The organism is Campylobacter porcelli, assembly GCF_002139855.1.
Lineage (GTDB): Bacteria > Campylobacterota > Campylobacteria > Campylobacterales > Campylobacteraceae > Campylobacter > Campylobacter porcelli.
Map to the genome: position 1 here is coordinate 1,166,727 of NZ_CP018789.1, position 21,130 is coordinate 1,187,856.

20 protein-coding genes are annotated in these 21,130 nt (G+C 34.8%); 6 read left to right on the forward strand and 14 right to left on the reverse strand.

From position 1 onward, the window contains the following. From hypE to fumC, 13 genes are all read right to left on the reverse strand, one after another. Nucleotides 1-990 (reverse strand): hydrogenase expression/formation protein HypE, encoded by a 990-nt coding sequence (gene hypE, locus CSUIS_RS05865; RefSeq protein WP_086297836.1) that lies wholly within the window; start codon nt 988-990, stop codon nt 1-3. Continuing rightward, nucleotides 991-2,079: a hydrogenase formation protein HypD gene (hypD, locus tag CSUIS_RS05870; protein WP_086297839.1), complete on the reverse strand. Its 1,089-nt coding sequence runs from the start codon at nt 2,077-2,079 to the stop codon at nt 991-993. It abuts the gene before it with no gap. A gap of 20 nt (nt 2,080-2,099) precedes the next feature. After that, a complete protein-coding gene (locus CSUIS_RS05875) occupies nt 2,100-2,381 on the reverse strand; it encodes a HypC/HybG/HupF family hydrogenase formation chaperone (protein ID WP_034961189.1) in 282 nt (93 codons plus the stop codon). Continuing rightward, nucleotides 2,381-3,136, reverse strand: coding sequence for a hydrogenase nickel incorporation protein HypB (gene hypB / locus CSUIS_RS05880; protein ID WP_086297842.1), 756 nt, complete (start codon nt 3,134-3,136; stop codon nt 2,381-2,383). Before hypB ends, CSUIS_RS05875 begins: the two co-directional genes overlap by 1 nt. A gap of 17 nt (nt 3,137-3,153) precedes the next feature. Next, the gene (gene hypF / locus CSUIS_RS05885) at nt 3,154-5,376 is read right to left on the reverse strand and encodes a carbamoyltransferase HypF (protein ID WP_086297845.1); all 2,223 of its coding nucleotides are present in this window, start codon (nt 5,374-5,376) and stop codon (nt 3,154-3,156) included. After that, the gene (locus CSUIS_RS05890; protein ID WP_086297848.1) at nt 5,363-6,802 is read right to left on the reverse strand and encodes a hypothetical protein; all 1,440 of its coding nucleotides are present in this window, start codon (nt 6,800-6,802) and stop codon (nt 5,363-5,365) included. Before CSUIS_RS05890 ends, hypF begins: the two co-directional genes overlap by 14 nt. After that, the gene (locus tag CSUIS_RS05895) at nt 6,799-7,338 is read right to left on the reverse strand and encodes a HyaD/HybD family hydrogenase maturation endopeptidase (protein ID WP_086297851.1); all 540 of its coding nucleotides are present in this window, start codon (nt 7,336-7,338) and stop codon (nt 6,799-6,801) included. Before CSUIS_RS05895 ends, CSUIS_RS05890 begins: the two co-directional genes overlap by 4 nt. Further along, on the reverse strand, nt 7,339-8,016 hold the full coding sequence (cybH, locus tag CSUIS_RS05900; protein ID WP_086237245.1) for a Ni/Fe-hydrogenase, b-type cytochrome subunit: 678 nt from the start codon (nt 8,014-8,016) through the stop codon (nt 7,339-7,341). Between the two features lie 10 nt (nt 8,017-8,026). Then, a complete protein-coding gene (locus CSUIS_RS05905; RefSeq protein WP_086297854.1) occupies nt 8,027-9,748 on the reverse strand; it encodes a nickel-dependent hydrogenase large subunit in 1,722 nt (573 codons plus the stop codon). A 3-nt stretch (nt 9,749-9,751) separates the two neighbouring features. Further along, nucleotides 9,752-10,903: a hydrogenase small subunit gene (locus CSUIS_RS05910; protein ID WP_086297856.1), complete on the reverse strand. Its 1,152-nt coding sequence runs from the start codon at nt 10,901-10,903 to the stop codon at nt 9,752-9,754. 263 nt (nt 10,904-11,166) lie between these two features. Continuing rightward, entirely contained in the window at nt 11,167-11,484 is a 318-nt protein-coding gene (locus CSUIS_RS05915) for an AzlD domain-containing protein (protein WP_086237248.1), read from the reverse strand. After that, complete coding sequence (locus tag CSUIS_RS05920) at nt 11,484-12,149, reverse strand: AzlC family ABC transporter permease (RefSeq protein WP_086297858.1); 666 nt, start codon at nt 12,147-12,149, stop codon at nt 11,484-11,486. Before CSUIS_RS05920 ends, CSUIS_RS05915 begins: the two co-directional genes overlap by 1 nt. Nucleotides 12,150-12,192: 43 nt before the next feature. Further along, the gene (gene fumC, locus CSUIS_RS05925) at nt 12,193-13,590 is read right to left on the reverse strand and encodes a class II fumarate hydratase (RefSeq protein ID WP_086237251.1); all 1,398 of its coding nucleotides are present in this window, start codon (nt 13,588-13,590) and stop codon (nt 12,193-12,195) included. Between the two features lie 136 nt (nt 13,591-13,726). Here fumC and CSUIS_RS05930 point away from each other — a divergent pair, with 136 nt between their 5' ends. From CSUIS_RS05930 to CSUIS_RS05955, 6 genes are read left to right on the forward strand one after another with little or no spacing between them, the layout of a single operon-like run. After that, nucleotides 13,727-16,483 carry a valine--tRNA ligase gene (locus tag CSUIS_RS05930; RefSeq protein WP_086297860.1) on the forward strand — a complete coding sequence of 919 codons (2,757 nt, stop codon included), beginning with the start codon at nt 13,727-13,729 and terminating at the stop codon, nt 16,481-16,483. Nucleotides 16,484-16,492: 9 nt separating this feature from the next. Continuing rightward, the gene (locus CSUIS_RS05935; protein WP_086297863.1) at nt 16,493-17,842 is read left to right on the forward strand and encodes an AAA family ATPase; all 1,350 of its coding nucleotides are present in this window, start codon (nt 16,493-16,495) and stop codon (nt 17,840-17,842) included. Beyond that, on the forward strand, nt 17,839-18,387 hold the full coding sequence (locus CSUIS_RS05940) for a hypothetical protein (RefSeq protein WP_086297865.1): 549 nt from the start codon (nt 17,839-17,841) through the stop codon (nt 18,385-18,387). The genes CSUIS_RS05935 and CSUIS_RS05940 overlap by 4 nt, the downstream gene beginning before the upstream one ends. Before the next feature lie 3 nt (nt 18,388-18,390). Further along, nucleotides 18,391-19,359 carry a methionine ABC transporter ATP-binding protein gene (locus tag CSUIS_RS05945; protein WP_086242273.1) on the forward strand — a complete coding sequence of 323 codons (969 nt, stop codon included), beginning with the start codon at nt 18,391-18,393 and terminating at the stop codon, nt 19,357-19,359. After that, a complete protein-coding gene (locus CSUIS_RS05950) occupies nt 19,356-19,997 on the forward strand; it encodes a methionine ABC transporter permease (protein WP_086237256.1) in 642 nt (213 codons plus the stop codon). Before CSUIS_RS05945 ends, CSUIS_RS05950 begins: the two co-directional genes overlap by 4 nt. A gap of 52 nt (nt 19,998-20,049) precedes the next feature. Further along, the gene (locus tag CSUIS_RS05955; protein WP_086237257.1) at nt 20,050-20,271 is read left to right on the forward strand and encodes a hypothetical protein; all 222 of its coding nucleotides are present in this window, start codon (nt 20,050-20,052) and stop codon (nt 20,269-20,271) included. Between the two features lie 46 nt (nt 20,272-20,317). On the opposite strand, the gene thiD is transcribed toward CSUIS_RS05955, so the two are convergent. Further along, complete coding sequence (thiD, locus tag CSUIS_RS05960; RefSeq protein ID WP_086237258.1) at nt 20,318-21,097, reverse strand: bifunctional hydroxymethylpyrimidine kinase/phosphomethylpyrimidine kinase; 780 nt, start codon at nt 21,095-21,097, stop codon at nt 20,318-20,320. Nucleotides 21,098-21,130: the final 33 nt, after the last annotated feature.

The window sequence follows — 21,130 nt, forward strand, 5'->3', positions numbered from 1 at the left end:
TTAGCAAATTCTAGGTAGCAACTCGCCCTTTGGTGGCTCCATAAATCTAGTGGCTCCATAGCTATTTTGTATAATTACATTTGATTTATTACTATCTAAAATCTCGCCAATGCTATTTGCGTTTGAGTTAAATTCTCTTAAAATCTCAACCGCTTTAATCTCATCTTTAGGCTCAACAGCTAAAACAAAGGTTCCCTCATTAGCTAGCTCATAAGGCTCAAAGCCAAGAATTTCGCAAATCCCCATCACCTCATCACTCACAGCGATACTATCTTCGCTAATTTTAATATCTCGCTTACAAGCCTTCGCCCACTCATTTAATACAGCCGAGAGTCCGCCACGAGTAGCATCTCTCATAGCAAGAGGGGTGATACCAGCATTTAAAAGTGCTTCTACAATTTTGTATAAAGGCTTACAATCGCTTTGTAAATGGCTTTGTAATCTTAGCTCATTTCTACTTGCTAATACCACCGCACCATGTCTGCCGACATCGCCACTTAATAGAACTCTAGCGCCACTTTTTAAATTCTCTATTCTAACTTCTTTGATTATCTCTCCCACGCCTGAGGTATTGATAAAAATTTTATCACAACTTCCCTTGCTAACAACCTTAGTATCGCCACAAACTATAGCTACTCCAGCCTCATCAGCTGTGCTTTTCATACTAGATAAAATATCTTTAAGCTCATTTATATCAAGCCCCTCTTCTATGATTAAAGCACAACTAATATATCTAGGCTTGGCTCCTACCATAGCTAGGTCATTTGCCGTCCCGCAAACTGCAATTTTACCAATATCTCCACCTGAAAATTTAGTAGGACTTACCACAAAGCTATCAGTGCTAAATGCTAGTTTTCCGCTTAAATTTAAAATCGCACTATCATTATTTTGCGATAAAATTTCATTATTAAAAATCTTAAAAATCAACCCATTAATAAGATCATTCATCTCTTGCCCACCACCACCATGAGCTAACATTATCTTTTGCATCTACCCTCTTTTACTATATTTATAATACGCCGCACAAGCACCCTCGCCGCTTACCATACAGCTACCAATAGGATTTTGCGGATTACACACCTTGCCAAAGACCTTACAATCATATGGCTTAGCCTTACCACGCAAAATTTCACCACAAATACAGGCTTTGGATTCTTTAGACTCGCCTACTTCTATATTAAAATATTTTTTAGCATCTAAATAATCAAACTCATCTCTTAACCTTAATCCACTATCTTTGATAACGCCTAGCCCTCTCCACTCAAAATCACACGGCTCAAAATACCTATTTATCAGCTCTTTAGCCTTTTGATTACCATCTTTGGTAACTACTCTAGCATACTCATTATAGACTTTATAGGTGCCGTTTTGGTGTTGATTTACTAAATTTAATATACTATCCATCAAATCTAAAGGCTCAAAGCCACTTACGGCAATTGGGGTCTTAAACTCATTAGCAAGCTCTTCATATATCTTACTACCAGTAATCACGCTTACATGGCTTGGCCCTAAAAATGCATCAATTTTCACATCTTTATCGCTCATTATAGCCCTTACTGGAGCTGGGACTGTTACATGATTTAAATGTATAAATAGATTTTGTAAATTTAAATTTATGGCTTGTTCTACCACCACAGCACTCATAGGAGTAGTAGTCTCAAATCCAATAGCAAAAAATACAACTTTTTTATCTAGGTTTTCTTTGGCTATTGTGATTGTATCAAGTGGAGAGTATAAAGCCCTAATATCAGCCCCACCAGCCCTAAGCTCAGCTAAAGAGCCCTTACTTCCGGGCACTCTTAACATATCAGCTAAAGTGCAAAATATCACCCCATCTATACTAGCAATTGCTATAGCCTCATCAATGCGACTTCTAGGCATTATACACACCGGACATCCTGGGCCGTGAATGAAATTGATATGCTCTCCTACTAATTGAGGCAAACCAAATTTCATTATACTATGAGTATGACCGCCACAAATCTCCATAATATTTAATGGCTTTTTACTTCTTTGTTTAATTATCTTGCTTAAGGCTAAAATCTTATCTTTATCTCTAAAACTATTTATTAAATCCATTATCTGCCTAATTATTAAATTTAATCTTTCAACGCTGCTAAGCCCATATCGCCTTCATCGGCTGATATTTTACCACTACTCATATCATCTGCGATTTGTTTATAAATCTCCAAGCTCTCTAAAGCATATTTAGTATCGATCTTTTCCATCGCAAATCCCACATGTATAAGCACATAATCCCCCACCGATACAGGCTCAGCTATCAAGTCCAAACTCACTCCACGCCTAACTCCCATAGTATCAACTATGGCAAAATTATTCTCATCTATTGATATTACTTTTGATGGTATGCTAAGACACATTATCTAATCTCTTTTTTAAATTTAATATAATTTATCCATTTATCAACTCCAGCCCCGCTCTTGCTATCTACTTCTATAATATCAACCTTTGGATTTAGCTTTCTAGCTTCTTTTTTAACCTCGTCAATATTAAAATCAAAATGCTCTAAAAGCGAAGTTTTAGTGATAATAACTATATCAGCAGCCCTAAACATAACAGGATATTTTGCTATTTTATCGCTCCCTTCTGGCACGCTGATTAAAACAGCATTTATGTGGGCACCGACATCATAACTTGCTGGGCAAACAAGATTACCTACATTTTCTACAAATACCAAATCAAGCTCTTTAAGTGGCAAGTGATGTAAGCCATTATGAACCATAAAAGCATCTAAATGACAAGTTTGCCCTGTGCTGATCTGATACGCCTTACCACCGGCATTTATAATGCGATTAGCGTCCATATTAGTCTCTAAATCCCCTTCAACCACACCAATCCTAAGCCCACTTGCCTTTATAGTAGCCTCTAAAAGCGTAGTCTTTCCAGCACCTGGGCTACTCATCAAATTTATACAAAGCAACCCACATTCATCTAAGTGAGCCCTATTATGCTCTGCTTCATAATCATTATCTTTTAATATCTTTTCTACTACTTCTATCGTCTTTTTTTCATTTAAAACAGGATGGTCGTGATGACCGTGATGGTGATGATTATGATGATCATCGTGACTATGATGATGCGATCCACCCATACTACAACCGCAATCTTTACACATATTCTCTCCTTTTGATTTTAGAATTTATCATTATATCTAAGCATATTTAAACCAAAGTAAATTTGCCCCATCGCTATGGCTGAATCATTCATAGGCTCATTAATAGGTAGATAATACTCTATCTGATTTACTTTAAATTTATCTATTGTTTTTTTAAGTAAAGCCCTATTTTGCCATACTCCACCACAAAGCACAATAGGTAGATTATAGCTACTAGCTATCTCTAAGGATAAATTTGCTAAGCCATTTATAAATGCCGTAGCTGCGATTCTAGGCTCATCTACCAAGGCTTTTTTAAAGGCATTTTCATAACTGATAATCCCATCATTTATACTAAATTCATAAGCCAAATCCAAGCTCTCATCATACAAAGCCTCAACCATCATAGGAGCTTGTGCGTCATAGCTTACAGATTTTAGCCCAAAAATTATAGAAGCAAAAGCGTCAAAAATCCTACCCAAAGAGCTACATTTTATGGTATTTATCTGATTTTTTAATATCTTATCTAGATTATCTTTTTGAATTTCAGGTATTAATCTATCCAATTTTGGCGAATTTAAAGAGTATTTTTTAGCTATTGCGTAGGCTAGGTAGTATATATTTTTAATAGCCTTATCCCCGCCAATTAGATCAAAGCTATCAAAATGCATTATCCTATCAAATTCGCCCTTAGAGCATCTCAAAATCTCTCCGCCCCAAATCGTAGAGTCCCTCCCATACCCAGTCCCATCAAAGCTAAGCGCTATCACATCGTTACTAATGCCATTTTCTAGCATAACGCTTAAGGCGTGAGCATGATGGTGATAGACTCTGTGAATTTCATAACTTTTCGCAAAATCATCTATAAATCCAAAATGCGGATGAGCGTCCCCTAAAACAAAATCAAACTCAAACCCATATATACTCTTAAAGCTCTCTAGTAACTCATCAAATCTTAATTTTGTCGCTACACTTCCCATATCGCCGATATAAACAGAGCTAAATATCAATCCATTTTTATAAATAGCAAATTGATTTTTCATCAAGGCACCAAGTGCTAAAAAGCAGCCCTTAGGGGCGTCGCCATTTAAATTTAGTGGCAAAATAGATGGCTTTAACCCTCTTGAAGTTCGCAGATATATCGCCTTTTCATCTAGGGCAAAGCATATGCTATCATCGCTTGGATTTACTATTTGCCTATCATTATCCAAAGCAAAATCACACACCCTACGCAATTTATCTTTAAGCGTTTCATAATCTTTTATAATTGGCTCTTTGCTTAAATTTGCACTTGTGGCTATTACTGGGGAATTTAGCATATTTAAAAGCAGGATATGTAGCGGAGTTGGTGGCAAGAATATCCCTATTTTACCGATATCTTTAGCGATTATATCTGGGAGTTTATCTTTGGAATTTAATAAAACTATTGGCTTTAAATTTGAGTTTAAAATCCTAGCTTCACTCTCATCTATATAGGCATATTTTTTTGCCATATCCATATCTTTACACATTATGGCAAATGGCTTATCAGGGCGGTTTTTTCTAGCTCTTAGAGTAGATATGGCTTGATGATTTAAGGCATCGCATACTAGATGAAATCCGCCAACTCCCTTAATCGCTACGATTTTACCATCTTTAATCGCATTTACACAATCTTTTAGCCCATTTTCGTAGGTGCTTAAAATATTACCACTCATATCTTTATAGCTTAGACTTGGCCCACAATTCTTACAAGCTATGGGCTGAGCGTGATAGCGGCGATTAAGCGGATCTTTATACTCAGCTTTACACTTATTACACATTTTAAATTTACCCATCGTGGTATTTGCCCTATCATAAGGTAAGCCTTTAATCAAAGAAAATCTTGGTCCGCAATTTGTGCAGTTAATAAATGGATGGTTATATCTATAATTGCTACTATCTAAAAGCTCATTTTTACACTCATCACAAATTGCAAAATCAGGTAAAATGGGTGAGAATTTATAACTATCTTTAGAGCTAATAATCTTAAAATCACTATATATATTACAGCCATCACTCACTACAATTTTATCAATTCTAGCAAGTGGAGGTAGCTTAGTTTTAAGGGATTTTATAAACTCATCAATTAAGCCTAACTCGCCACTTAGCTCTATTTTTACACCGCTAGAATCATTTAATACAATGCCATTTAAGCCTAAATTTGTAGCAAGCTGATATACAAAAGGGCGAAAACCAACCCCTTGAACTAATCCATAAATTTCAATCTTAACTAATCTCAAGTGGATAACATCCGCTAAATCTGCTTTGATAATTAGAGTTACAAAACTTTAAGGCCAAATTTGCAATTACTGGATTTTCAAATAAGGCACCGCTAAAAATCATATTTGTAGCGCCTAGCTCATCTTTGAGTATATCGCCAAAATCGCTTAAGAAAAATGCCAAGCTCTCCAAGCACCCAAAAGAAATATTCTTAGGATCAGCTCCAGCTAGTTTAAAGCTCATAGTGCTTCTAATGGCTCTAGCCCAGTCAAATTCACTTTTACTACTCATCTTAAAATCAATCCTAACGCCCTTAAGTCCGCTATAATCTCTAGCATAATTTAGAATTTGAGTATTGTAGCCTAATATCTTATCAATAATCATAAATAGGCTATAGAAGTTATTAGGCAGATCAATCCTGCCTTGTGGCAATCTATTTTCTTTTTGGAAATTTGCTAATAATCTATCCCCGCCATCAAATTCAGCAATCTTATCCCAAATCTCTTCAAAGCTTTTTGGTAGCTCTATTTTAAACATATCAAACTCATCATTTTCTTTATACACTTTGATAAAATCGCTATTTTTTTTGCTTAAAAATACCCTTGTTATGGTGGAATTTGCTAGACCAAACTCACTTACACAAAGCCCAAAAAGAGCATAATTTTTATCACTAAAAGAGTTTATAAACTCACTACTTTTCGCACCTAAAAACTCTCCGCTATTAATAATCAAAATTCTCTCATCTAAGATTGAAATTTTCATATCACTCTTAGAGCTTTTCACAGCTAAAAATTTAACCCCTTTTTCATTTAAACCCTTAGCAATCTCATAAATATTAATATCCCAAGCACTTCTAAGATCAAAATATAGTGGTGCGTCTTTATGATTTGTGCGGTATATCGCATTAACTCTAAGACTCATTATAGGCTTTTCAAAACTAGCCAAAGCGATCAAACTCTTCTCATCGCAAACAAAAATTTTCGCAGCATTTTTAAGATTAGTAGGCACTAAATAATCAGCATTAAAACCATCAAATTTAGTTATCTCATAGCCATCATAAATGAATTTTTTGCCATCTAAAATATCTTTTATACCTCTATTTATAAGCTCATTATCTATAGTAAATCCAAACTCATTTATCCCACTTTCTAAAGTATATGGCGTGATATTTTTATAGCTAAAATTAAACTCAAACTCACTATTAATAGGCAGCTTCTCACCTAGCACAACCTTGGTTTCTTCGATAAAAATCGAGCTAGGAACCTTGGATATAAACTCATCACTAAATTTGCCAAGCTCATTTTCGTCGCCTTCTATGTATAGCTTAATATATTTTTGCTCTTTTGTTATGGAGTATTTTAAAGCACTTTTTTTAGCCCAAAAATCTAAAAAAAATGCTAATATAGCCCCATCATTTGAGCAGCTAAATTCAAAGCAAAGTATCAAAACTGCTCCTTCTTCCACTCATTTGCTATATCTTGTAAATTTTTATTATCTATTTGATTATACTCAAAACCAATTGATTTTAACTCTTTTAAGATTATCTTACTCATCAAATCAGATGAGGCTAAAATCTCACTACTTAGCTCAAAACTCATTGGCTCAATCCTTTTTGGCACCACCCCAATTATCTTAGTTTTTGGTCTATCGCCCACTAAATCCATCATTTCTATAGTTTGAAGCATCTCTACTTCATGGGCTGATCCAGACCAATTTATACTTTTTGGCATATCCTCAAAATCAAAAAAATATACATCGCCAATCTGCCCTCCATCAGCATCGATACAATCAACAACAATAAGATAATCACTATCAGCCATTATCGGCGTTAGATAATTAGCCAAGGTGCCACCATCTATAAATTTTAAGCTATGCTTATCTGAAGTGAATTTAAAGTTATTCTCTATCATCTTAACAAAATGAACGCCGACTCCCTCATCGGCGAACATTACATTTCCTATGCCTAAAACTAGGACACGCATCTACTTCTCTTTTGGGAATTTATAGCCACTAATTATAGCATCCATAGCACCATCTTTGCCTTTTATAGCATTAAATATAGCCATATATATATGAACTACCATAAAGATAAAGATAATCCACATAGCAATGTGGTGAATTTGACGCACATTAGCAAGCCCACCCATCCAAGCCTCGATAGCTCTCATAGGCGTATAAAGCAACCCACCAAGCCCTTCGTGATATACATTTACATATAAAATCAAGCCAGTAAGGCATATAACAAAAAGCACAATATAAAAGAATATATAAGAGGCAAATTGGAGTGGATTATATGTCCCTTGTATATGTGGGTGCTTACCTAAAAATAGATAGTATTTGATCTGCTCTATCCAAATTTTTGGGCTTAAAACATTTTTTACACTCACCCTTTCTATATGGCTTTGTTTATCAAAGAAAAATAGATATGTCTTAAATATAAAACAACCTATTAATATAAATCCAGCCACCTGATGCACGGCACGCCATTTAGCATTCATAAAATTTATAGGCTCACCTGTGATAGCTGGACTTACAAAAACATAAGCGATATAAAATCCACTTATACTTAAAACCACAATAGATATAGCTCTAATCCAATGTGTAAGGCGTAAGCCTATGCTAAATTCATACTCAGCGATATGTTTTTTACTACTTTTCATATCTGCTCCCTTAGATTAAATTCGGATTGACTTTATAGCTACTTAATTCATTGCCTTTTGTATCCATCACATGAACTGCACAAGCTATACAAGGATCATATGAGTGAATTTTGCGTATTATCTCTAAAGGCTGTTTTAAATCAGCGATTTTTAACCCTATTAAACAAGCCTCATAGCTACCCATTTGACCTTTAGCATCTTTTGGACTTGCATTCCAAGTAGATGGGACGACTGCTTGCCAGTTTTCTATAACGCCATTTTTGATCCTACACCAGTGGCTTAGCATACCACGAGGCACATTACCGATAAATCTACCTTTATACTCTTTTGTTGGATCTATTTGGTATTTAGCACATGTGCTATCATCTATTTTTAAATTCTCAATTAGATTATTTAGAGCTTTTAAGGTATTATCAGCGATAATTTTTGCTTCGATCATTCTGCACGCAGTTCTACCTAAAGTTGATAATACAGCACTCACAGGTAGTCCAGTCTCAGCTAGGAATTTATCCACTACTGGCACTACATTTTTATTGCCTTTTACATAATTTACAACTATATTTGCTAGTGGGCCAACTTGCATTGGAAGCGAGTCATACCTTGGAGCTTTAATCCAGCTATATTTGCCATCTATATCAAATACTTTTGTATCTTCCATCTCCCCTTTAGCATTAAGAGTTTTAGCATCTTTAAAGCCTGTATAATTTGGCGTAGTATCGCCATCGTATGGGTGAAGTGGAGAATTATTTTTATACCATGAGCGAGTAGCCTCTTCAGTAATTTTGCTCTCATCTACTTCAAACACCTTAGATATATCGCAATTTAATATATATCCACCATCAAATAGATACTCATTAGCACCAATTTGAAAATCTTGATATGTTAGTAAATTTGGAGTTCCAACATCATTTACCACGCTTGGCTCATTAGCATAAGCCTTAGCTGCCATTACAAGATCAGGCCAGTAAGCACGATTGACAAAATCAGCCATCTCTTGGAATTTAACCATATATTCGCCAAGTCTTGCTGGACTTTGTAAATCCATTACACAAGTTACCCCACCAACTGTAAGGCTTTGCGGATGAGGCTGTTTAGCACCAAATACCGCCATAGCTTGAGCAATTGTTCTTTGAAGTCTTAAGCACTCTAGATAGTGGCTAAGGGCTATTAGATTTTGCTCTGGAGTAAATTTATAAGTAGAGTGCCCCCAATAGGCATTAGCAAATGGCCCAAGATTGCCTTTTTCTACAAATTTTTTCACCTTATCTTGGACTAATTTTAGCTGGTCTGCACCACAAGCATATGGGGTATCGCAGTATTTAAATGCTTCTTCACTAGCCTTTTTAGGATCAGCACTAAGAGCACTTACCACATCGACAAAGTCAAGTGCGTGGAGTTGATAAAAATGCACCGGATGATCGTGTAAAAATAGAGCTGCATTCATAAGAGTTCTAGTTAATTTTGCATTAAGTGGAGGAACGATACCAAGAGCATTTTCTACAGCTTCAATACCTGCTCTATAGTGAGAAAATGTACACACTCCACAAATTCTTTGAGTCATAAATCCAGCATCTCTTGGATCTCTACCCTTTACAATCACTTCAATACCACGCCAAAGAGTTGAGCCACTATAAGCCTCTTTAACTACATTATTCTCATCTACAACTACCTCCACACGAAGGTGACCTTCGATTCTTGTAATAGGATCAACTACTATTCTTTGTCCGCTCATATTTTACTCCTTCTCTTTTGTTGCAGTAGCGATAAGTGCATGAGCCGCTACAGCTACACCTGTGATGGCTAATACACCTATACCGATCTTATCGCTTATAGCGTCCGCTCCAAGCCCATCAAATACGGTATTATACAATCTATCGCCTAGTGGCACCTCAAATGGCCCCATCTGATCCCAAAAATCCGGCTCAGAGCAGCCAATACATCCATGTCCAGCTTGAATAGGCCAGCTAGTATGTTGATTAAATCTCTCTCTAGAGCAGTTATTAAATGTATATGGCCCTTTACAGCCAACTTTATATAAGCAATAGCCCTTTTTAGCACCTTCATCGCCAAATTCTTGCACGAACTCACCAGCGTCAAAACGACCGCGTCTTTCGCAAAGATCGTGAATTCTAAGCCCATAAGCCCACTTTGGTCTATTATAAACATCAAGAGCTGGAAGTGTGCCAAATAGTAAGAAATTTAAAACATTTCCAACGATATTTTTCTCACTTGGAGGACAGCCTGGGACATTTATTACTGGTTTATTGGTAATTTTGTGAAGTGGCTGAGCGTTTGTAGGATTTGGTGCTGCAGCTTGAATACCGCCAAAGCTAGAGCAAGTCCCTATGGCAAAGATAGCAAGAGCATTATCACTAGCATGAATGGCGTGTTCTCTACCTGTTGTGCCCTTTGGTCCTACTGTTAGATAAAATGCACTATCGCCATCTGGAATTCCACCTTCTACCATTAAAACATATTTGCCTTTATATTTTTCTATGGCTTGTTCTAAATTCTCTTCAGCTTGCCAGCCAGAAGCGGCCATAACTGTCTCGTGATATTCTAAGCTAATATAATCAAATATCAAGCTATCAATTGTAGGCGTATCGCTCCTTAAAAGACTTTCGCTACAGCCAGTACATTCAGCCATATGTAGCCAAATCACAGGCAATCTATCGCTAAGCTCAGCAGCTTGAGCCACCATAGGTGCAAAACTAGCTGGCAAAGCCATAAGAGCCGTCATCGCTCCAGCCCACTTCATAAAGTCACGGCGAGTAAATCCATGCTCATTTAAAACCTCCATAATAGAGCTATTTGACTTCATTTTTGGAAGCTTGGCTAACTCTGATAGTCTATTTTGTATGGTGGTTACATTGTGATTATCTACCATAATTTCTCCTTAATTGAGATTAAATTTATCTTAAAATAAATTCTTTACCCGTTATTTTACTATCATTTAACTTGATAAAATTGATAAATAAAAATTAAATTTATATTTTAAAGATATTTTAATTATAAGCTACTATAAACCGATATTATGTTATATTTGTTTTATTAAATTTAAATTATTAGAATAAATTTTAAAAATAAAAGATTAATAATACTTATTTTATCTTAGTTAAATTTAAGCAAAAAAATTAATTTATTTAAAAATTACAAACCGCTAAAATTAGCAATATAAATATATAAAATCGTAGGCACAGCTATGCTTATTAGGCTATTTTTTCTCCAAATTTGTAAAGTAATAGCCAAAAATAGACAAGCCACCGCACACGCACCAAGCCAAATATTATCAAATTTCATACTAGCGATTGCATAAATCGTCAAAATAATCATAATCACTAAAGTGCTTCTACGCTCTAAATATTTAAGCACCTCCCCATTACTTCGTTTTTTAAACAAAAAATAAGGCAAAAATCTACAAAGTAAGGTTGCTACACAACCAGCTAAAATATATGGCAAATACTCCATTAAAACAGCCTTTTAAAAATTATCAAAATAAGCATAACCAAAATAAGTGAGCAAAATAGATAGTAGTGCAAAGGAAATAAAAATAGCCCCAAAATCCCCACGCCAAATCCAAGCATAGCCACACGATTATTTTTATCTCGTTTAAAAACCTCATATGAAAGCACACCAAACAAAGCAGCCAAGCTAAACTCAATCCCCTTATAATTTAAATTTAAATTTGAGCCCAAAATACTACCTAAGATTACGCTAAATACCCAGTAAATTTGGTTTAAAAAAGCGGTAAAATTAAATATCAAATCCCTATTTGTGTCATCAATATCATTGCGTGATTTAATCAAAGCATAAGTCTCATCGCTTAAAGCATAGATAAAATAATATCTAAATTTAAGCTTTTTAATCTCCTCTAAAAGTCCTAAAGTGTAGAAAAAATGTCTAAAATTTAGCAAAAATGAGATAAAAAATACTCCCCACAAATTCGCTCCACTTACGATAAAAGCAACAAACAAAAACTCCACACTACCAGCATAAACCATCACGCTTGTAATGCCCATTATCCAGCTTGGCATACCCATACTAGCACCATATAGCCCAAAGGCAAAGCCAAGTGATGCGTAACCCATCATAACAGCAATTGTGGATTGAAATATTTTAAATTTAAGATTCATAAGTCAAACGCACTGCCAAAATAGGCAATGCGATTTTAAAAATTTACTTTTTAGGAGCGGTCATATCTTCAGGTTTTACCCACTCATCAAACTGAGCCGCTGTCAAAAGACCTAAATTTATAGCTTCTTCTTTTAAGGTTGTGCCATTTTTATGAGCTGTTTTTGCTATTTTTGCTGCATTTTCATATCCAATATGTGGATTTAAAGCAGTTACAAGCATAAGGCTTTCGTGAAGAAGTTTATCGATTTTAGCTTCATTTGCAGTAATTCCCACCGCGCAATGGTCATTAAAGCTAATCATAGAATCGCTTAATAATCTAATGCTCTCTAAAATATTGTGAGCTATAACTGGCTTAAATACATTTAGCTCAAAATTTCCTTGAGATGCCCCCATAGCCACACTTACATGGTTGCCTGCTACTTGGACAGCTACCATTGTTACGGCTTCGCATTGAGTAGGATTTACCTTACCTGGCATAATAGAGCTTCCTGGTTCATTTTCAGGGATATTTATCTCGCCAATACCACATCTTGGACCGCTTGCTAACCATCTTATATCATTTGCTATTTTCATTAAATTTGATCCAAGACCATTTAAAGCACCGCTTAAGAAAACTTCAGCGTCATGGCTTGTTAATCCGTGGAATTTATTTGGATGAGATTTAAATTTAAACTCAGTTTTAGTTATCTCATTTAAGACCTCACTAACCATAGGGCTAAAATCAGGATGGCTATTTAATCCAGTTCCCACAGCTGTCCCACCGATAGCAAGCTCTTCTAAAAATGGAATTGTAGCTAGAATTTGATTTTTACTAGCTTTTAGCATATGGGCATATCCACTAAACTCTTGACCTAAGGTTAAAGGTGTAGCATCTTGTAAGTGAGTGCGACCGATTTTTACGATATTTGCAAACTCTTTGCTCTTTGCTTCAAGCGTAGATAAAAGCTTATCAATAGCTGGAAGTAGCTGCTTAGCAATCTCTAAGACAAAAGCAATTCTCATAGCAGTTGGATAGGTATCATTTGAGCTTTGACCCTTATTTACATCATCATTTGGATGGATTAGCTTTTTACTTCTAAAATCCTCGCCCAAAATCTCAGTAGCTCGGTTAGCTATAACCTCATTTAAGTTCATATTTGACTGAGTTCCGCTACCTGTTTGCCATACTACAAGTGGGAAATTTCCATCTAATTTACCAGCTAATACCTCATCGCAAGCTTGAGAAATAGCTTTTGTCTTAGCTTCATCTAAGCGACCAAGCTTATTATTTACGATAGCGCAAGCCTTTTTAAGATACGCAAAACCCTCTATAACCTCACTTGGCATAGTGCCTTTACCGATCTTAAAGTTCTCTAAACTTCTTTCAGTTTGAGCTCCCCAATACTTATCATTTGGCACCTTAATCTCGCCCATTGTGTCTTTTTCTATACGAAAATCCATTTTAATCCTTTCATAATTTAGAAGTCTAAAGTCGCTATTATCCATTAAAATGGCTTACAGCTTCATAAATTTTATTATTTATTTATATAAATTTAGCTAAAATCGCATATTTTTTATATTTCATTAAAGGCAAAAAATGGCTGAATTTTATGATGCGAAAATGGTAGAAGAGAAATTTTATAAAATTTGTGAAAATCGTGGATATTTTGAGATAGATGGAAACAAAAATATTCAAGAAGACAATAAAACTTTTTGCATTATGATGCCGCCCCCAAATGTTACTGGAGTGCTTCATATAGGGCATGCGCTTACCTTTACCTTACAAGATATAATAACAAGATATAAAAGAATGGATGGGTATAAAACTCTATGGCAACCAGGGCTTGATCACGCTGGAATTGCTACTCAAAATGTGGTTGAAAAACAACTTTTAGCTAGTGGGCTTACAAAAGAGCAAATTGGAAGAGATGAATTCCTTAAAAAAACTTGGGAATGGAAGGAAAAAAGCGGTGGCATAATACTCCACCAAATGCGTCGCCTTGGTATAACTCCAGCGTGGAGTAGAGAGCGATTTACTATGGATGAGGGGCTAAAAAACGCCGTGCGAAAAGCCTTTGTAAATTTATATAATAAGGGCTTGATAGTCCGCGGAAACTATATGGTAAATTGGTGTACTCACGATGGAGCCTTAAGCGATGTAGAGGTCGAGCATAGGGCAAATAAAGGCAAATTATATCATTTGAGATATTTTTTATGTGAAAATAGTTGTTCAAACCATAGCCAGATAGGTGGCGATTGCGAAGCGGATTTGGGGGTTGCGCAGAATTTTGCGAGTGCAGATAGAATAAATAATTCATCAAGCGAGCAAAATTCAAGCTCCGCTAAAGATGCGAGCAAGCGTCCCTATATCGTGGTGGCTACTACTAGACCTGAAACCTACTTTGGCGATACTGCTGTGATGGTAAATCCAGATGATGAGAGATATAAAAGCTTAATTGGTAAAAGCGTAGAGCTACCGCTACTAAATCGTAAAATCAAGATTATTGCTGATAGTCATGTTGATATAAGCTTTGGAACTGGCGTGGTGAAAGTAACTCCAGCTCACGATACAAACGACTACGAAGTGGGTAAACGGCATAATTTGGAATTTATAACTATCTTTGATGAAAAGGGAATTTTAAACGAGCATTGTGGGGAATTTCAAGGATTAGAGAGATTAGAAGCTAGAGAAAAAATCATAAATGAGCTAGAAAGCAAGGGCTTTGTAGAAAAAATCGAAGATTATGAAAATCAAGTAGGATATTGCTACCGCTGTAAAAATGTAGTTGAGCCATATATAAGTAAGCAGTGGTTTGTAAAAGCCAATATCGCAAAACAAGCCATAGAAGATGTAAATGATGGCGGAGCTAAATTCTACCCATCGCACTGGATAAATAGCTTTAATGCGTGGATGAGAGAGCTAAAAGATTGGTGTATTAGTCGCCAACTATGGTGGGGGCATCAAATTCCAGTATTTTACTGCGAGTGCGGATATGAGTGGGCTGATGAGAGTGAAAAATCGCTAAAATGTCCAAAATGTGGTGGAGTTAAATTCACTCAAGATCCTGATGTGCTTGATACTTGGTTTTCTAGTGGGCTTTGGCCTATTTCTACGCTTGGCTGGGGAAATGGAGATGCGCTGAAAAATGATAAATGGTTTGATGGCGATTTGAGCGAATTTTACCCAAATACTATGCTAATTACTGGCTTTGATATACTCTTTTTCTGGGTTGCTAGAATGATGTTTCAGTGCGAAAATGCCACAGAAAAACTACCTTTTAAAGATATTTATCTTCACGCACTTGTAAAGGATAAAGATGGCAAAAAGATGAGTAAATCAAGTGGAAATGTGATAGACCCACTAGAAAAAATAGATGAATATTCAGCTGATATTTTGCGTTTTACCCTTACTTTACTTTGCGTTGCTGGTCGAGATATAAGGCTAAGTGAAGAGAAGATGGTGCTAGTAAGGAATTTTACAAACAAGCTTTACAACGCAAGTAAATTCCTAATGCTAAATGCAGATAAATTCCCAGATTTTGATGAAAATGCTGTGCATTCAGAGCTTGGAAAATACATACTAAGCCGATTTAAAATAGCTACAAATGAGACTAGAAAGGCTCTTGATAGCTATAGATTTAATGATGCAGCAGATAGGGTGTATAAATTTTTGTGGGATGAGTTTTGTGATTGGGGAATTGAACTATCAAAAGCTAATAAGAGTGCGATTATCGAGCTTGGCTCTATTTTTAAAGAGAGTATGAAGCTATTAAGTCCGTTTATGCCTTTTATAAGCGAGTATTTGTATCACGAGTTAAGTGGCACAAATTTAGAGAATTCTACCTCCATAATGGTGATGAAATACCCAAAATCTAGCTCAATAGATGAGGAGATCGTAGCTAAATTTGAGCTAATTATCGAAGCCATTATAAGCATTCGCCGTGCTAAGGCTACAATCGACCAAGGAAATGCTAAAATTTCAAAAGCCTTCATAAGGATAAACAAAAACTTAAATATAAACCAATATCTAAATTTCATCAAACTCCTAGCCAAATGCGAAGAGATAGAGCTTACAGATGAGATAGTGCCAAACTCAGCTAGAGATGTAAGTAAGAATTTAGAGAGCTTTATCCCGCTTTCAGGAGTGGATACGACTGCCATCATCGCACGGCTAAATTCGCAAAAAACCAAGCTTGAAAAAGAGATAGCTAAGCTTGAAAATATGCTAAATAATGAAAAATTTGTAGCAAATGCTCCACAAGCCGTGCTACAAACCAATAAAGATGGTCTAGTAACTGCTAAGGAGAAATTTGAAAAAGTGTGTAGTGAGCTGAGAAATTTTGGAGAAATATAAGGATAAATAATGAATTTTAAGGTTAAAAATCTAGGACTTTTAAATCAAGCGGAGATAGAAATTGGCGACTTAACCATTCTTTGCGGTGAAAATAATAGTGGTAAAACCTATGCTGTTTATGCTTTTTATGGTTTTTGGAGATTATTACCTGAAAATATTAATGAGCTTATTTTAAGGCATAAAGATAGTTTTATACAAAAAGAAAAAAATATTATCGCTATTGAAGAAACAAAATTTATCCAAATTCACGCAAATCTAAAAAACGAAATGAATAAGCTATACAAAAATAAACTTGTAAAAGTTTTAGGAGGCAATGCAGATATTTACAAAGATGCTAAATTTGAATTAAGTTTTGAAATTTTAAATTACGAAAAGATTTTTAAACAGCAAAATTCTTTCTTTAATGTTTATAAAGCAGATGAAAATATAATATTTGAATTTTTTGATAGAGATGATTTATCATCTCAAAATATACATTTATTTTTAGTTTATCTTATAATAAGCAGATTATTTTATAGACATCAAATAAATATTATTAGTGTAGAACGCACAGGTATTGCTATGTTTTATAGTGAGTTAAATATAAGCAGAAATAACATCCTAGCAGGTCTAACCCAAAATAATCAAGGAGATATCATCGATAATATAAATAACTATATACAAAAAGCTACCTCTCGCTATCCTTTGCCAATTACTGACAATATATCTCTTATAAATGATATATCAAATGTTACTAATCAAAAAAGCTTTATCGCTGAAAGTAAAAATAATGAAATTTTAGATTTGCTTTGGCAGATAGTTGGCGGAAAATATATAATAAATGATTATGGATTACAATTTGCGACTGGTGCAAAACAAAAAATACTCCAAAAACACAAAACTATAAATATCCAGCAAACTTCTAGCTCTGTTAAATCTTTATTTTTATTAGATTTATATATTAGATTTCAAGCACAAAAAAATGATATTTTAATTATAGATGAACCAGAATTAAACCTGCATCCAAAAAATCAAATTCTACTAGCTAGGCTTTTAGTTATGTTGGTAAATATCGGCATAAAGGTGTTTATCAGCACTCATAGCGATTATATTTTGCGTGAGTTTAGTTCATGTATTTGCCTAAAAAATATTAGCGATGAAAATTTGAAAAATTTAGAAGAGTATTCAAAACAAATGCAATTAGACGCTAATAAAGTAAGAGCTTATCAAACTATAAAAATTAGAGATGAAATAACTACTGAAAGTGTTAAAATTACTCAAGATGATGGTATTTTTATGAAAACTTTTAATGAAGTGATAAATATGCAAAACATAGCTCAAGATAAAATTTATGAGCAAATTTTAAAGAGCCGATTATGAAAAAAGAATTACAAAATTTTTATAGTTTTTTAAGCGATAATTTAAAATGCGGGGATGGGAAATATTATATAATAGAAGAAATAAATAATAAAAGTTATATCAAGAAAGTTAGTATAGAAAAAAATGGAAGTTTTTTTGTTCTAAAACAAAAAGATCAATTTAAAGCTGAACTATTTAAAGATGCTATTCCATCTTGCGATTTTATAGTAGTTAGTTATGATAAAGTATATTTTGTAGAGCTAAAATCCACCTCAGGCGATACAATATATAATAATGATGAAAATCCACGTGATAAAGCTTTAAAACAATGCAAAAATAGTCAACTTCTATTCGATTATTTATATAGTGCTTATAATTTACACAAATCAGCAAATTTAAATTTTGAAAATAAACAATTCATTTATCTATATCCAAAAAGAGCAATCTCTGAAAAATCTCCAACAAATATGGATACAAAAAATTCTTCCTTAATACCAAAAGAAGTGGAATGTGATAACAATGGTTGTATTGAGTTAGATCTCGATTTTTTCAAAAAAATAGGTTAAAATATGATAAAAATCTCAAATTTAAAAAAATATTATGGCAAAAATCTCATCATAAATAATGTTAGTTGCGAGATAAATAAGGGTGAAATATTTGCTATCGTTGGTCACAGTGGTGCTGGTAAAAGCACGCTTTTACGCTGTATAAATGGGCTTGAAAGCTATCAAAATGGCAGTCTAAAAGTGCTAGGGCGTGAGATAAAATCGTTAAATGAAAATGGATTAAGAGATCTTAGGCGAGATATAGGCATGATATTTCAGCATTTTGCTTTAATGAGTAGAAAAACAGCTTTTGAAAATATCGCTATGCCTTTGCGTGTGTGGGGCTATGATGAAAAGGCTATAAAAGCCCGTGTTGATGAGCTTTTAGAGCTTGTAGGATTAAAAGATAAGGCTAGAAGTTACCCAAGTCAGCTAAGTGGGGGTCAAAAGCAGAGAGTTGCCATTGCTAGGGCTCTAGCACTTAATCCTAAAATCTTACTTAGCGATGAGGCTACGAGCGCGCTTGATCCAAACACAACAAAGCAAATTTTAAGCCTACTTAAAGAGATAAATGAGAAGCTTGGTATCACAATAGTGCTAGTCACACACGAAATGGAGGTGGTAAAAAACATAGCAAATAGAGCTATTTTACTCCAAAGTGGCGTGATAACCAACTTCGGATCAATTGTAGAGCTATTTTTAAATCCAGATGAAAATATGAAAAACTTCCTTGGAGAAGATGAAATTTTACCAGATACTGGGGTAAATATAAAGATATTTTTCCCACCAAATGTAGCGATGAATAGCATTATCACATCTATGGCTAGAAGGCTTGATATTGATTTTAACATAGTTTGGGGCAAATTAGAAAAGCTAGGTGGTAGCGTCCTTGGAAGTCTAGTTATAAATGTAAAGCCAAAAGATGAGCTTAGAGTGGAGGAATTTATAAAAAGTCAAGGGGCTTTATATGAAATTTTAAAGGAGAAAAAATGATAGCAAAACTACTTTTTGAAGCGACTTTAGACACTTTATATATGAGCTTTGTCTCTACATTTTTAGCCTTTATCATTGGATTAGTCTTAGCCATTATATTAGTCATAACTAGCAAAAATGGCCTAAAACCAAATAGAGCAATCTACAATTCATTAGATATAATAGTAAATACTCTTAGAAGTTTTCCATTTATTATTCTTATAATTGTATTATTTCCATTTACCAAATTTATTGTTGGGACAAGTATTGGCACCACAGCGGCTATCGTTCCGCTTACTATTGGTTCAGCACCCTTTATAGCTAGGCTAATTGAAAATGCAATGAATGAAGTAGATAGCGGTATAATTGAAGCTGCGCTAAGCTATGGAGCCACTAAAACTCAAATAATATTTAAGGTTATATTTGTAGAGGCACTGCCAAGCATCATAAATGCCATAACCCTTACATTAATAGTAGTTGTTGGCTTTACAGCGATGGCTGGTGCGGTTGGCGGTGGCGGACTTGGCGATGTAGCTATGAGATATGGCTTCCAAAGATTTCGCCCAGATATTATGGCTTATACTGTTATTATTTTAATCATAATGGTTCAAATAATACAAAGTAGCGGAAATTTACTATATAAAATTGTTAAAAAGTAATTAAATTTAAATTTTAGCCGATTTTATTTATAAATAAATCAAGGAGTTTGATATGGTATCAAGTGTAAATGCCGATGCCCAATTAGCAGCAAGCACTATGGCGCTTAAAAAATCAATGGATGTAGAGAAAACTGCGATGAGTAATATCCTAAATGGCATAGTCGGTGCAAATATGCAAACACCAGCTAGCAACGCACCTTTAGCGGTTACTAATCCTACGCAATTTGTTCAAAATGAAGCCGCTAAAGCCGGTAGATTAGATATATACGCTTAATCATCAAGGGGCTTTAGCCTCTTGATAAAATCTCTTTAAACTAAATTTATAAATTCCAGCAGTGATTGATCGGTCCATTTCCATGCCCTATGGATAAATTGCTATTGATAGCATTTCTTACATAATCTTTTGCTTTTTGGATTGAATCTTCTATACTTAATCCATTAGCGATATTACACGCAATAGCAGATGAGAGAGTACATCCCGTGCCATGGGTATTTTTAGTATCTATTCTAGTAGCATGAAATAGGCTGATTTCTCCATCTTTATAGAGCAAATCAGTAGCATCACTAGAAAAATGCCCACCTTTGATAAGCACACTATCGCACCCATAGCTACTAATCTTGATAGCTGCTCGCTCCATATCATCTATATTTTTTATCTTTATACCACTTAATATACTAGCCTCGGGTAAATTTGGCGTTACGATTTTTGCCATACCAAAAAGCTCATCAATATAAACATTTAAAGCGTCTTTATCCATGAGCCTAGTACCGCTTGTAGCTACCATCACTGGGTCTAAAACTATATTTTTACAATCATATTGCCTTAACGCCTTTGCTATTATACGCATTATATTAGAATTTGAAAGCATTCCTAGCTTGATTGAATCTGGAGTAATATCGCTTAATACAGAATCCATCTGTGCTTTAATAAACTCAATTGGACAATCAAAAACCCCGCTTACTTCTTTTGTATTTTGTGCAGTCAAGGAGACTATAACAGCCATCGCATAAAGCTTATGGGCGGTTATGGTTTTAATATCAGCTTGAATTCCAGCCCCACCAGATGGATCAGAACCTGCTATGGATAGCACTTTTTTCATTATATTTTTCCTTATTATTTTAAATTTATAATC